Raw genomic sequence first — 14,785 nt, 5'->3', positions numbered from 1 at the left:
GAATTCATAAATAAAAATGAAATAAGGTGTATCTAAACGAGCATACACCTCAATATTTCATTTAACTGTAAACGGATTCTTTGTTTCTATTCTCTTGTTTACTAAAGAAAAGATGAGTTTCTTCTATGATGATATGACGTAAAGCAATTAAACCAATTAAGTTTGGAATTGCCATTAAGCCATTAACAATATCAGCGATTACCCAAATAGTATCCAAGTGCATATAAGCGCCCGATGCGACTAATGCAATAAAGATGATTTTGTATGGCAGTACGCCTTTAGTACCAAATAGATAGGTTACACAACGCTCACCATAATAGTTCCAGCCTAGAATGGTAGTGAAAGCAAAGAACATCAAGCCTATAGAAACTAAATAAGGGCCAAATTGGTCTGAGCCTAAACCAATCGCAAACGCTTGGGTTGTCATTAATGCACCTGCGGCATCACCTTGCCAAACACCGGTAACGACTAAGGTTAAGCCTGTCATAGTACAGATAATCACGGTATCAAAAAATGTCCCCGTCATAGAGACTAAGCCTTGTTTTACACAAGAATCTGTTTTTGCGGCAGCGGCAGCAATAGGGGCGCTACCAAGACCTGATTCGTTTGAGAACACACCACGCGCAACACCCGATTGAATAGCTAGCATGATAGAGGCACCAACAAAGCCTCCCGTTGCTGCGCTTCCTGTAAAGGCTGATGTAATAACCAGTTGGATAGCAGCAGGAAGAGCTTCAGCTTGCATGATTAATACCGAAAGGCATGAAACCACATAAACGACAGCCATGGTTGGAACCACTTTTTCTGCTACTTTAGCAATGGATTTAATACCACCTAAGGTAACAACAGCAACAAGAACCGTTAAAATTCCACCAGTTAACCAAGCAGGGGCATTCATTGTTAGGTGAGCTGAATCAACAATGGCGTTGATTTGTGGAAACGTACCAATACCAAAACAAGCAACGCCCAAGGCAAATAGAGCAAACAGCTTAGCAAGCCATTTATTACCCATGCCATACTCAATGTAATACATTGGGCCACCAATCATTTGGCCATTGCTATCGGTTTTTCTGTATTTTACCGCCAATAAACATTCTGCGTATTTTGTTGCCATTCCAAATACGGCTGCAAGCCACATCCAAAATAGGGCACCAGGGCCACCCATTTTAATCGCGGTAGCAACACCGACGATATTACCAGTACCAATGGTGGCTGATAGAGCTGTACATAAAGCAGCAAAACTAGAGACATCACCTTTGCCTTTGCTTTCATTTTCTTCTTTTGAGAAGACCATTTTCAGCGCGGTTGGTAAATGACGTAATTGGAAAATACGAAGTCGGAACGTAAAGTAGATACCTGTACCCACTAATAAGATCAATAGAGGTGGACCCCAGATGAAGTTATCGATAGTAACAAGCGTGTTGTGAAAGGTGTTCATGGTTTCCCCTTAATAAAGCATATAGTAAGGAGAAGAGAGAGTGGTGTACCAAAACCAAAAAATAGGCAATAGTATAGAGCCGAGATTAATCGGATCACTTTCTCCTCTGTCCTTTTGCCTGAGAGTTTCACCTTTATCATTTTTCAGATAAGGGCTTGCTCCTTCGGCGGCCGATTTAACGGCTCTCTCCAGAGATTCCTCCAACTACAGTCCTCACCTTATTCATGGTTTGAATTAGGCGCCTGAAAGATTTACTTCTTCGGCGGGCGTAACCAATTACTGGTTGTTGCCACTCTCCTGCAGTCTTCATCGGATCAACAAATTTTAAGCTATGAAATAGCTATGGGGCATATGTTAGACAAGTCACATTTTTTTGTCATGCCTTTTATTTACAAAATAGATAAAAATTGATCGAAAACGGTTTCTTTGTTCAAAATAACAACGACAACTCAAGTATTTAGAGACTGAAAGTGTGCTAAAGTATAAGAAAAGCGAGGTGTACTATGTTACGAATTGCAGTCATTATTTTATTGTTTGCTCTATCTGCCTTATTGTTTAAATACAGAGCAAATGAAAAAATCCAAAAGTCGGTGATTTATACATCAGTCATTGGTGTTGTTATTTATGTGTCATACATCATGATTTCAGAACTGATACGATAAATTATCTTTTTACGAACAAAACGTGTAGATAATAGTTCTATACTGTTTATTGCTTATATATGAATGCTTGAGGTTAATGCGTGAGTGTAGAAAATCAAACCAGAACGACAGACGATCATGATGAAGATGTCATCATTATTGAAGAAAAATCAAAAACGAATCACTGGGTTGCCGGAGTTACGTTAATTATTGGCGCCATTGCTGGTGGGCTAATTGGTTCGAGTGTGTCTGACAATAAATGGTCTGAGGCTTATGCTCAACTTGAAGTAAAAACTAAGCAATACCAAGCGGAGTTGAAACAAGCTGACGTAAAAAGTGCAGAGCTTGATGTTTTGATTGCGACAGAAAAAGAACAAGCGTTAGAAGAGCAAAAGAAAGTAAATGCTGAAGATAAGGCACAAGCGGTTGCCGCTGAAGCTAAAAAACGCACATCAATAACCAAAGAAGTAGGGGCATTAAAATCTCATAACGCTTCATTGGGTATGCAAGTAGAAGAGCAAGATAAACAAATCACTCAATTGACTAATCAAGTTGATCTACAGCTAACTATGTTATCTCGTGCTAAGCAATTATTTCAACGTCAACTACAGTTAAAAGAAGAAGCAAGCGCTCTTGAAGTAAAAGTTGAAGTGACAACGGCAAATGAAAAGCAATTAGCAAAAGAGTGTAAAGTATATCTTGAGGGTAAAAGTTGGGATGTGAAGTCAGACGTATGTAAGCGTCAAGAAGAAGCGAAGAACCTCATAACTCAATACAACGATGAACTGCAACTTCTGCAAATGGATATTAAAGAAATTGATCGTATTAGCGAAGATTTAGGAATGTAAATTTCCATATTCAATAAAAGAAGCCACACATTGTTGTGGTTTTTTTATACGTGTGGTTTGTATTGAGAATTATTTACATTTGAGTTGTTTGTGATTAATAAAAGATATATCATCCTGTAACAAAATGTATTTGGAGAAAATGAGTGAGTAATCAATCAGCTAAATTTGTTCAAGGTTCGACTATGCGTCATATTTTAGTGATGTCTGGAACAGCCTCTATTGGGTTAATGGCACTGTTTGTCGTTGATCTTCTCGATATGTTTTTCATTAGTATGTTGGGACAAGTTGAACTGGCCGCAGCAATTGGTTTTGCTGGAACAATTATCTTCTTTTCTACGTCGGTATCTATCGGCTCATCGATTGCTATGGGCGCCTTAGTGTCTAAAGCATTAGGGGCGAAAGAGAATGATACCGCCAAACAGTTAGCGTCCAGTACATTGGTTATCGCTTTTATTGTAAACAGCATTATCACCATCACAATGTTTTACTTTATTCCTGAATTACTTGCCATGATAGGCGCGAAAGGAGTGGTGGCAGAGCGCGCGCAAGCGTATCTTTCTATTCTTTTACCAAGTACGCCAATTATTGCTCTTGCTATGGCAGCAGGTGCTGGGCTAAGAGCGGTAGGTGATGCAAAGCGCTCGATGTTAGCTACTTTGTACGGTGGTATCGTTAACGCTATTTTAGATCCTATCTTCATCTTTGGTTTTAATATGAATGTCGAAGGTGCAGCGATTGCCTCGGTTATTTCAAGAATTACCGTCCTTGTATTCTCACTTTATCCTCTCATTGTGACGCATAAACTTATTGAGTTTCCAAAATGGGGTGAGGTGAAACGTCATTCTCCGGCTATTTTTACCATCGCGGTTCCTGCCATTGTGACCAATACAGCGACACCGATTGGCAATGCGATTGTGACATCCACCTTAGCGCCATTTGGAGAAGATTTTGTTGCAGGTTTTGCGGTAGTTGGGCGATTGATCCCTGTGACGTTTGCTGTGATCTTTGCTATGTCAGGGGCGGTTGGTCCTATTATCGGGCAAAACTATGGGGCTAAACGGGTAGATAGGGTGCGTGAGACGTTGCGAAACTCCCTATTTTTTACCGCTATTTATTGTGTCTTTGTTTCGCTAATTTTATATGTTCTTCAAGACCTTATTATACAAAGCTTCAGTCTTGTTGGTGATGCGGCGCTGATCATGAGTACATTCTGTACCGTGGTTGCTATTACTTTCATTTTTAATGGAGCAATGTTTGTAGCAAATACGTCGTTTAATAATTTAGGCAAACCACTCTATTCGACAGCGTTGAACTTAAGTAAAGCGACTATTGGTACACTGCCTTTTGTGTATTTTGGCGCACAATGGTACGGCGGGATTGGGGTGCTTTATGGGCAAGCCCTAGGTAATATTGTGTTTGGTATTATCAGTATTATAGTATTAAGAGTTCATGTTGTGAGTATGGTGAAAGAGCATTGCCAAACGCTTTCATCTGATGACACATTGGCGGATATTTCTGTAACCATGACACCATTTTGTAATAACGATGCAGTAATTATGCAAAGTGGAGCTAAAAAAGAAGATAAATTAGAGAACCCATCTTTGTCTGGATAAGCGTTGACATTGATCTTATTGAACTAATAAAAAATGGTGGCACTGTATAAATACAAGGCCACCATTTTTTGTTTTAGATTTTCGTATTATTTTTGTTTAGTTAATTTTCTACGTAAAAAACCAAATCCAAATAATGAAGCCAGCGCAAAAAAGTTAAATGATGCGGCTTTCTCATAATCAAGTGAAATCACGATAGGATCATGATCGGATGCGGAATACATGTCGTTGTATTTCACCATATCACCCGTGTATTTTGAGCTGTATTCAAATAAGTTACTTTCTGCGGCATTGATGTGCCAATCTTCAATTTCAGTCACACGCTCAGCCAGTGACTCATTGGCTAATGCATGGTCAAGATTACCTAGTTCACCTGAGTAGGTATAAGAGAAGGTTTCTGTGCCATGTAGGTGAGTGTTTAGGTTAATATAACCATAACCTTGTGTAATTTGGCTGCCAGTTTCTTCATAAGGAAGTGGATTACCATTTTTATCTGTACCTAGCGTTGTATAAGCCGCGGTGAAAATATCACGGTCGTATTTTTCTGGGCTATAGTCAGTTAGTGTTAGTAGGGGATCTTCCATTCCATAGGCGTTCATGTCACCTAAGATTAGAATATCGCCTTTAACCGTTTCTAGATCATCACCGAGAGCTTTGGCTGCAGAAACTCTGAAGCGGTTACAGTTTCCTTGTAGATCGGCAGGATCACTGTTTTCTTCAAAGTTTTGCCATTGCTCAATACACTCAGAGCCTTTTGATTTTAGATGGTTAACCACAACAGTTAATGGCTCATTAGCTTCTTTAACCATAAATTCTTGAACTAGACTGTGACGTTGATATTTGTCATAAGCTGGATTGAATTCAATGGTGCCATTATTATCACGAGTGACGGTATTTTCAGCCACGTGTTGTTCTGGTGTTTTGATAACACGCGCTTTGCCTTTGAGTTTCACTTCACTTGGGCGATACAGTAGGGCAACCATGATGGCATCTGAACCTAGATATTCACCTTGATATTTGTCTTTGTTTTTAATCTCTACGTATTTGTAGTGATCCTCTTCATCTTCAAATTTAGCATTTAAAGCCGTTGTTAAATCACTAATGGCGCTGTTTTCACCAAAGCCGTTGTTCTCAACTTCCATTAAACCAATAATATCCGCATCAATAGCAACTAATGCAGATAAAATTTTTGCTTGCTGAACAGCAAAATCATCCGCATTTTCGGCACCACGATTTTGACCTGTTGGATTAGCATCACCGCCAGTTGCTACTGATGTAAAGTAGTTTAATACGTTAAAGCTTGTGATGGTTAAGTCTTCATCATCAATGCTTGGCTCATCTGTTCGCTCAACATTAAATAGGGTTGAACCATCATCATTAAGTACTTGAGTAATAATATTGTCTTGAGTGATGGTGTTTGAGACAACTAAACGGTATTGACCGTAAGAATAAGCAACAACACCTTCTAGACCTTCAATACGCGCCCCTAACCGTAGGTAGGAATCAGCACTGCCATCTTGATTAATATCCGCTGCAAAATCAGGGAAATAAGGGACTTTTCCGTTCGCGGCTTTGTTGTCTGATTCAATCGTAATTTGGCGTTTTGCATTATCTTCAGCTAAGGCAATCGCTTCTGGACTTTCTGCCGCAAAAAGTTGAGTTGGTTTAAATAGTGGCTCTCCATGAGACAGCACCATGTTGTTACGTTTACTACCGTAATCAAAGCTGAAATTACGAGTAATACGTAGATCTGAATGCGATGTTAGCTGTACCTTCATCCCTTCGTGGCGCTCTAATGCATCTGCTAGTGTTTCACCTTCATTAATGACTAATTCATTAACTTGTGCAGGGGATTCAGTCCTTTGAACTATATAGTTATTAGTATCAGGCTTTAATTGTGTTTGGTTGTAGTACTCTTGAACTTTGGCTTTTACACACACAACTGCACCAGGTTGGATCTGTTGAGATGGCGCGTTGCCTGTACTTACAAAAATACCTTCTGAGCTATTTGGATCAAAGTCATCATTAAGGCCTTGTAGGTAAAAACCTTTTAATAAGCTTTCGCCACGCGCAGTGACAATACCTTGAACAAAGTACTCTTCTGTTGATGTAAATCCACTCGTGATCAGAGGCGATTTATCACCTGTGCCTTGAATTTGGTTAATTTCGGTAAAGGTTGGAGGCGTACCTGAATCGGTTTCACAAGCAAACGCAGGGGGTGGCGTTACTCCTTCTTGATATTCACCAAGCCCTTCAATATTATCCTTTGATTTTTCAAGCCACATAGCAGAATCAAATGTTGTGCTAGGAGTTAAATCAGCTCGAACAAAGCTTTTGTCTTTACCCCAATCAACATCGCCGTCAACGCCAATACGATCATGCTCTGCTCCATCTTTGAATAACATGTAAGTCTCATCACCATTATGGTTAACAATACTTTCAATGCTATCTGTCACGCCTTTAATTGCATCAGAGGCACGGCTGTTTGAAATAACGTAGACACTTTTTGCATCTAAGGTAATGGCAGATAGGTCGAGATCATTTTTCCACTCGTTTAATCCATTGTATTTATATTTAAGAACGTAGCCAGAAAGTGATACCGAGCTGTCACCTGTGTTACTGATTTCTAATGATTTATTGTAACTTCCGCCTTCTACATACTGAGAAATAATAATATCAGCGTATGCATTACCAGAGAGGGCTAATCCTACCGCCATTGCTAGAGAGGTTTTCAATTGAGTTTTTTTCATTTCACTGCTTTCCGTAGTCATGTTATATGAATTGAGATGACTCATTCGATGAGTCTATAAATTAAAGCTCTCATATTGATATGTCATAAACATTATATTTGCATGAATAATGTGAGATTGAGCAGTGCTGTAACGCTATAAATTTGGCAGAAATCAATTTAATAACAAAAATAGTAATAGTGGGTATTTACACAGTGTTATTAGAAATAGATTGTGAGTTGAAAATATTAAAACTGATTATTACATAGATAATCGATATGAATCGTAATTGAATGAATTTAAAATATAAAGCGATCGTAATGCCAATTTGTAAACGTCATGATGAGTTAAATACAGAGAATGAATAGGTGGCATGAATGAAAACGTTATCTTTGTCGGCGCTAATAACCTTAGGCCTGATGTCCACGAATGTGCACTCTCACGATGAGCCTAATACGGCATCAATAGACGTATTATTAGCCAAAGAATATCACAACGATCTCGATATTGATGGGTACTGGCTAAGTGAAAAGCTGGATGGGATTAGAGCATATTGGACTGGCTCTGAGTTATTAACGCGAACGGGCCACAAAATCGCTGCCCCAGATTGGTTTACTGATCCTCTGCCTAAATACGCAATGGATGGTGAGTTATGGGCGGGAAGAGGGGGATTTCAACAAGTAGCAAGAACCGTTTTAGATGGCCAGCCAGATGAAGAGCAATGGCGAGAGATTACGTTCATGGCGTTTGATTTACCTTTCTCTACAGGCATGTTTCCTAAGCGTTATTACGAATTGGAAGTATTGGTTAAAAAGTTGGATAAACGCCATGTCAAATTAGTCGAGCAATATCCAATCAGTACTGATGAAATGCTGTTTGAAACATTAGAAGATATCTCAACCAGAAATGGTGAAGGACTCATGCTAAGAAAGCTCGATAGCATTTATCGACCAGGTCGAAGTGATGATTTGATTAAATTGAAGAAGCATCAAGATAACGAAGCGATAGTGGTGGGTTATACCGATGGAAAGGGAAAATACACAGGAATGGTTGGGGCGTTAATCTTACAAATGCCAAATGGGAAAGAGTTTAAAGTGGGCAGTGGTTTGAGTGTTGCTGAAAGAGAAGACCCGCCTAAGTTGGGCCAAAAAGTGACGTATCGTTACAATGGTTACACTGATAGTGGTATTCCAAAGTTTGCTCGTTATCTTGCGGTTCGTGAAGGTTATTAATAGAGATTATTTGAAGAGAGCAATGGAGCTTATATTTAGCATAAACTCCATATTATATAGTTTGATTAAATAGTTTGATTATTCACAAGTGCTTAGCGTTTTAACGCTGTCTCGAACCATTAATGTCGGTTCTAGCTGTATCACATGATTTGTTTGTGATTTAGTTTGGATTTTCTCCAACAATGAATCAACAGCTTGCTGTCCTAATCGATGTTTTGGTTGGTGAATAGTGGTTAACGATGGCGTAATGTATTTTGCCATCTTGATATCATCATAACCAACAATCGACAGATCATTTGGTACTGAAATTCCTTTCTTACTCGCGCAATTGATCACACCCATTGCCATCATGTCATTTGATACAAACAGAGCGGTAGGCAATTTACCTCTGCCATGAAGCTCATTAAATGCAGTTTCGCCACCTTCGCATTCAAAGTCACCAGAGGCGATCCATTGTTTATTAATCTCTAATCCAGACTCTTCCATCGCTTGCACAAAACCACTTAAACGTTGCTGCGCTTGCAGTTTGTTCAAAGGGCCAGTTAAACAACCAATTTCAGTATGACCTTGTTCAATCAGGTGTTTTGTTGCTAAGTAACCGCCGTGGTGGGAATTATCTTGGATTTTATCGCTTGGAAAATCAATCAAGCCCCAGTCCATTACAACCGTTGGGACGGCTTGGTAGCGAGAAAATAGTTCAAGCACTTGGTTTTCAATTTCGGTACACATCAGCAATAAGCCATCAACACGCTTTTGCAGTAGGGTATCTAAACTTGAATGGACACGTTTTGCATCGCCTTCGGTATTGCATAAAATTAGGTTGTAACCCATTTCATAACAACGTCGTTCAACGCCTTTTACTACTTCGCCAAAAAATGGATTGGTAGAGGTAGTAACTAGCATACCAAAGGTTTTTGTGTGGTTGACTTTTAAACTGCGAGCGAGCGCAGAGGGCGCATAATTCAGCTCAGATACCGCGGTCATGACACGTTCAGAAATATCATCACTGACAAAGCGTGTTTTATTTAGAACATGACTCACCGTAGAGGTAGAGACACACGCGTGTTTGGCTACATCTTTGATTGTTGCCATAAATTCAATCCTTTGTTTATGTCTTTATGAGTAAATCACTAAGGTGTTTAGCTCATAAAGACACGAAAGTCGGTATTAGTGCTCTAGTAAAAAACGCTCGACTTCTGTAATAGAAGGGATAGAGGTTTGAGCACCCATTCGAGTTACTGATATTGCCGCTGCAGCATGAGCAAATTTAATCGCATCATCCAATTTACGGCCAGATTGTAAGCCTGTTAAGAACGCACCGTTAAAGGTATCACCAGCGCCTGTTGTGTCGGTTGCTTGAACTCTAAAGCCTTCAACTTGACGGCCTTTGCCACCTTGGCTAATCCACACGCCTTTGCTACCCAGAGTGATCATCACGGTTTCAATGCCTTTCGCATGAAGTGCGTCAGCAGCCTGTTGAGCGCTTGCCATGTCAGTCACTTCAATGCCCGTTAGCAATTCAGCTTCTGTTTCATTAGGCGTAATCATATCAACAAGTTGTAATAAGTCATCACTTAATTGGTGAGCAGGAGCTGGGTTTAGAACGACTTTAGTACCTGCTGCTTTTGCAATTTGAGCTGCTTCTTCGATGGTTTCAATCGGTGTTTCAAGCTGCATTAACAAGGTATCAGCCGCTTCAATTAATCCGTGATGAGGCGCAATGCGTTCTGCGGTTAAGCATGCGTTTGCTTCAGCAGAAATACAGATGCTGTTTTCACCGGTTGCTGCAACTTGGATCATCGCAATGCCGGTTGGTGTGTTTTCTTCAATCATCACACCGTCAGTATTAATACCATCGAACTTAAATGCTTCAATCATTTGGTGACCAAAGCTGTCGTCTCCTACGCTTGCAATAAAAGCAATATCAGCGCCTAAACGCGCCGCAGCAACAGCTTGGTTTGCGCCTTTTCCGCCAGGGATAACTGAATAACTGTGACCGTGTAACGTCTCGCCTGGACGTGGGAAAGAAGCAACTTGAAGAACGTGATCTGCGTTTACGCTACCTAAAACAACTAATTTATTCATAATGCGCCTTTGTTTCTTATCTGGAAATGACCTTGAAGTTATTGGTCTTAAAACATATGGGTAAATGGGTGACTAACTTATGTATAGTTTCATTCATTTAACGATATATTTTCGTATTTCTATGTTTAGAGAAGAGTAGAGCATCAGTGCAATTTAGTTGTGAGCGCACCAATGCTCTATTTTTACTTACTAAGCTATTTATTCAATTACTTAGCGATAACTTTTAGGTCAACAGGAATGTATTTTTCTACTGTTTCACCTTTTAGTACTTTAACGGCAGTTTCAACACCAAGAGCACCAATTAGGTCAGGTTGTTGTGCAATCGTTGCACCAAGTAGGCCACGGTTAACCGCTGCAATACCATCTTCTGTGCCATCAAAACCTACGATTAGAACGTCTTTACCTGATGCTTGAACAGCACGTAGAGCACCTAACGCCATTTCATCATTTTGAGCAAATACTGCTTGAACATCAGGGTTTGCTGCAATCATGTTTTCCATTACGTTAAGACCTTTAGTACGGTCAAAATCAGCTGGTTGGCTACCTAGTAGTTCAAGACCACCGCTGTTTACTGTTTTCATGAAACCTTCACCACGCTCACGCGCAGCTGATGTCCCTGCAATACCTTCAAGTTGGATAACGCGTGCTTTTTCGCCCACTTTTTCCATGATGTATTTACCCGCCATTTCACCACCGGCAACGTTATCTGATGCAATGTGACTTACAACATCACCACGGCTTGCACCACGGTCAAGAGTTAATACAGGGATGCCAGAGCGGTTAGCCATGCGAATTGCATTTGATACCGCATCAGAATCGGTTGGGTTGATTAGAATTGCTTTTACGCCACGAACGGTAAGATCTTCAATATTTGAAAGCTCTTTACTTGGATCGTTTTGAGAATCCAGAACAATCAGTTTGTAGCCTAGGTCTTTTGCTTTTGCTTCAGCACCTTCTTTCATGGTCACAAAAAATGGGTTGTTCAACGTAGAAACGACCATTGCCATTGTGTCTTGAGCCGCAGCTGTCGATGTGAAAGAAGCAGAAAGTAGGGCTGCAGAGATTAGGGTTGCTAACTTTTTCATTCTATATTCCTTGTAGAGTGTAGGGCGGCACAAATCAAACATGGTACGTCTGGTTGTGCCTATTTCTTGTTTTAAATAGCAAACGAATTTATAGGGGTGACTCTTATTCGTATAAGTTATTAAGTGTTGTAAATAATGGGTATTACTTGTTTTTGTTGTCCACTAATACTGCCAGTAGGATAACCACCGCTTTGGCGATCATTTGGTAGTAAGAAGAAACATCTAATAAGTTCAGTGCGTTGTTTAAGAAGCCGATAATCAGAGCACCAACGAGTGTACCCATGATGCGACCTTTACCACCCGCTAGACTTGTACCGCCAAGCACTACCGCTGCAATAGCATCTAGCTCATAACCCATACCTGCAGTAGGCTGAGCAGAAGAAAGGCGAGAGGTTACGATTAAGCCTGCCAGTGCTGCAAGTAGACCACAGATTGCGTAAACACCGATTTTAACGCGATCGACGTTGATACCAGATAGGCGAGTTGCAGATTCATTGCCACCTAGTGCGTAAACATAACGACCAAAGCGTGTGTGATTTAGTAAGTACCATACAGATGCAAATACAATAACCATTAACCAGATTGGAACAGGGATGCCAAGTGCGTAACCTGTACCAAGCCATGAGAAGCTATCAGCAACATCAGTAAAGCCTGTTGAGATAGGGCGACCTTCGGTGTAAACCATTGTCACACCACGTAATAACGTCATTGTTACTAGGGTTGCGATAAAGGCTTGAACCTTACCTTTAGCGATAATAATACCGCTTATTGCACCCAGTGCAGCACCTGCAAGTAGCGCAGTAGGAACCGCAATCATTACCGGAATTTCAAGACCAATCATGGTGGCAGCAAAGGCCCCACAAAGTGCGAGTACTGAACCAACGCTCAAATCAATACCGGCAGTTAAGATAACCAGTGTCATACCTACTGCGATAATGGCATTAACCGAAGTTTGACGTAAGATATTTAAAATATTGTCGACAGTAAAAAAGTTGTCGTTTAAAAAGGAAACCACGACAATTAACAGTAAAAGCGCGATTAACGATTTTTGTTCAATCAGCCATTCTTTAGAGAACATGCCGCCTTTCTTTTGTTGCGTTTCAGATGAAGTCATAGATTTAGTGCTCATGCTGTTACCTCGACGTTTTGCTCAACAGTTTTACCTACTGCACAAGCCAATAATTTTTCTTGATCGGCATCTTTTGCCATGAATTCGCCACTGATACGGCCTTCATGCATAACCAAGATGCGGTCACTCATTCCTAATACTTCTGGCATTTCTGATGAGACTAAAATAATGCTCATGCCTTCGGCTTTAAATTGGTTAATTAGTTGGTAGATCTCTTTTTTCGCACCAACATCAACACCACGTGTCGGCTCATCTAAGATCAACACTTTAGGCCGAGTCATTAAGCCTTTAGCTATCGCTACTTTTTGTTGATTACCGCCAGACAAATTACCGATAATTTGGTCGCGAGTCGGGGTCTTAATGTTGAATAAGCGAATAAAATCTTCTACTGCGGTGACTTCTGCATAATGATCAATCTGAACGCCTTTTGATAACTGATCTAGCGAGCATAAAGACATGTTCTCTTTCACTGATAAACCAAGTACTAGGCCATCACCTTTACGGTCTTCAGAGATATAAGCGATGCCATTTGCCAAACCATCACGAGGAGAGATAGGGTTAATCATCTTATCGTTTAGTTTAATCGCGCCACATGTCATTGGTGCTGCACCGTAGATAATTTTCATTAACTCAGTACGACCTGCGCCCATCAAACCTGATACACCAAGGATCTCGCCGCGATCTAATGAGAAGCTAACATTATGAACACCAGGCCCTGAAACATCGAATAGCTCTAATGATTTCTCATTGTGTTGAACGTCAATGCGAGGGTATTGCTCATCTAAACGACGGCCAACCATCATTTCAATTAGGATATCTTCATTAATCTCTGCAACCACACGTTCGCCAATGAATTTTCCATCACGAAGGATAGTTATGTCATCACAGATCTCGAAGATCTCTTTTAGACGGTGCGAGATATAAACAATGCCACAGCCTTCATCGCGAAGTTCATTAATCACTTTAAATAGAGATTCAGTTTCGGTATCTGTTAAGGCATCTGTTGGCTCATCCATGATGATAACTTTAGATTTGAACGACAGTGCTTTGGCAATCTCAACCATTTGCTGTTCACCTAAACTCAGTTCACCTAATAGTTGGCGAGAGTGGTGCTTTACATTCAAACGTTTAAGTAGGGCATCAGCGTCTTTATACATTTCAGCCCATTTGATACCACCAAACGCATTGGTTTTCTCACGGCCTAAGAAGATGTTTTCAGCAATGGTCAGTTCAGGAATAAGGTTCAGCTCTTGGTGAATAATGCTGATACCAGATTCTTGAGAGTGCTTAGGGCCATTAAAGTTAACCGCTTTGCCTTCGTAACGAATTTCACCTGCATCCATTGCGTAGATGCCAGTTAATGACTTCATTAATGTTGATTTACCCGCGCCATTTTCGCCCATTAAGGCCATAACTTTGCCGGGATAGACATTAAGACAAGCGCCATCCAGTGCTTTTACACCGGGGAAGGCTTTCTCAATGCCGTTTAATTCTAAGATAGCTTGAGTCATAACGTGTCCTATTTAAAATACAACGCCAGATTGGAAAATCACGTTAGCGTAAGGAGTGCATTCACCAGTACGAACGACCGCTTTACTTTGTTGTGTGTGTACTTTAAATGCTTCGTGAGGCACATAAGAAACGGTAATTGATTTTCCACATAGTGCTTCTTCAGCAGCAATAAGCGTCATTAGCTCATCGTGTAGTTGTGGGCTAACGGTTTTGAATTCTTCAGCAACGATAGCGCCTTCAATTTGCATTTCAGACAGTGTCGCTTTTACGGTATCAATAAAGGTTGGTATTCCCTGAACTACGGCTAAATCGATGCGTTGTGATTCTTCAAAAATCGGCAGACCAGCATCGCAAATGGTGACTTCATCAGTATGGCCAAGAGTGGCGATTACATACGATAATTCTGCGTTTAGTAGTGTATTTTTCTTCATGAGAATACCTTTAGTTAATTAGTTATGAACACATACTGCTTGTTT

At 40.4% G+C, this 14,785-nt stretch carries 12 protein-coding genes and 1 riboswitch; of the genes, 4 read left to right on the top strand and 8 right to left on the bottom strand.

Annotated elements, in window-relative coordinates:
• Positions 1 to 61: 61 nt before the first annotated feature.
• Positions 62 to 1,438, bottom strand: a complete 1,377-nt coding sequence (locus AC2INI_RS07590) for an alanine/glycine:cation symporter family protein (RefSeq protein ID WP_486304500.1) — start codon at positions 1,436 to 1,438, stop codon at positions 62 to 64.
• A gap of 96 nt (positions 1,439 to 1,534) precedes the next feature.
• A riboswitch (glycine riboswitch) is annotated at positions 1,535 to 1,640 on the bottom strand.
• Positions 1,641 to 1,941: 301 nt separating this feature from the next.
• Between AC2INI_RS07590 and AC2INI_RS07585 the strand changes: the two genes are divergently transcribed.
• The 3 genes from AC2INI_RS07585 (at position 1,942) to AC2INI_RS07575 (ending at position 4,540) form a co-directional block, all read left to right on the top strand.
• Positions 1,942 to 2,100, top strand: coding sequence for a hypothetical protein (locus AC2INI_RS07585; RefSeq protein ID WP_122034473.1), 159 nt, complete (start codon positions 1,942 to 1,944; stop codon positions 2,098 to 2,100).
• Between the two features lie 80 nt (positions 2,101 to 2,180).
• On the top strand, positions 2,181 to 2,927 hold the full coding sequence (locus AC2INI_RS07580; RefSeq protein WP_122034475.1) for a hypothetical protein: 747 nt from the start codon (positions 2,181 to 2,183) through the stop codon (positions 2,925 to 2,927).
• Positions 2,928 to 3,070: 143 nt separating this feature from the next.
• Complete coding sequence (locus tag AC2INI_RS07575) at positions 3,071 to 4,540, top strand: MATE family efflux transporter (RefSeq protein ID WP_486304499.1); 1,470 nt, start codon at positions 3,071 to 3,073, stop codon at positions 4,538 to 4,540.
• Between the two features lie 86 nt (positions 4,541 to 4,626).
• Here AC2INI_RS07575 and AC2INI_RS07570 read toward each other — a convergent pair whose 3' ends face one another.
• Entirely contained in the window at positions 4,627 to 7,287 is a 2,661-nt protein-coding gene (locus AC2INI_RS07570) for an ExeM/NucH family extracellular endonuclease (RefSeq protein WP_486304498.1), read from the bottom strand.
• A 356-nt stretch (positions 7,288 to 7,643) separates the two neighbouring features.
• On the opposite strand from AC2INI_RS07570, the gene AC2INI_RS07565 reads away from it, so the two are divergent.
• The gene (locus AC2INI_RS07565) at positions 7,644 to 8,498 is read left to right on the top strand and encodes a DNA ligase (protein WP_486304497.1); all 855 of its coding nucleotides are present in this window, start codon (positions 7,644 to 7,646) and stop codon (positions 8,496 to 8,498) included.
• Positions 8,499 to 8,576: 78 nt separating this feature from the next.
• Here AC2INI_RS07565 and AC2INI_RS07560 read toward each other — a convergent pair whose 3' ends face one another.
• The 6 genes from AC2INI_RS07560 to rbsD all read right to left on the bottom strand — a co-directional run bounded on the left by AC2INI_RS07560 (position 8,577) and on the right by rbsD (position 14,740).
• Positions 8,577 to 9,590 (bottom strand): substrate-binding domain-containing protein, encoded by a 1,014-nt coding sequence (locus AC2INI_RS07560; RefSeq protein ID WP_486304496.1) that lies wholly within the window; start codon positions 9,588 to 9,590, stop codon positions 8,577 to 8,579.
• Between the two features lie 75 nt (positions 9,591 to 9,665).
• Positions 9,666 to 10,583 carry a ribokinase gene (gene rbsK / locus AC2INI_RS07555; protein ID WP_486304495.1) on the bottom strand — a complete coding sequence of 306 codons (918 nt, stop codon included), beginning with the start codon at positions 10,581 to 10,583 and terminating at the stop codon, positions 9,666 to 9,668.
• 206 nt (positions 10,584 to 10,789) lie between these two features.
• Positions 10,790 to 11,668 carry a ribose ABC transporter substrate-binding protein RbsB gene (gene rbsB, locus AC2INI_RS07550; RefSeq protein ID WP_045101934.1) on the bottom strand — a complete coding sequence of 293 codons (879 nt, stop codon included), beginning with the start codon at positions 11,666 to 11,668 and terminating at the stop codon, positions 10,790 to 10,792.
• 142 nt (positions 11,669 to 11,810) lie between these two features.
• Positions 11,811 to 12,797 (bottom strand): ribose ABC transporter permease, encoded by a 987-nt coding sequence (rbsC, locus tag AC2INI_RS07545; protein WP_122034487.1) that lies wholly within the window; start codon positions 12,795 to 12,797, stop codon positions 11,811 to 11,813.
• Entirely contained in the window at positions 12,794 to 14,308 is a 1,515-nt protein-coding gene (gene rbsA, locus AC2INI_RS07540) for a ribose ABC transporter ATP-binding protein RbsA (RefSeq protein ID WP_486304494.1), read from the bottom strand. Before rbsA ends, rbsC begins: the two co-directional genes overlap by 4 nt.
• Positions 14,309 to 14,320: 12 nt before the next feature.
• Positions 14,321 to 14,740: a D-ribose pyranase gene (gene rbsD, locus AC2INI_RS07535; RefSeq protein WP_045101937.1), complete on the bottom strand. Its 420-nt coding sequence runs from the start codon at positions 14,738 to 14,740 to the stop codon at positions 14,321 to 14,323.
• Between the last annotated feature and the right edge of the window lie 45 nt (positions 14,741 to 14,785).

It is taken from the genome of Aliivibrio friggae (genome assembly GCF_057368515.1).
Note: the sequence above shows the minus strand (reverse complement) of the source record. Positions and strands in the feature narration are given on the sequence as shown.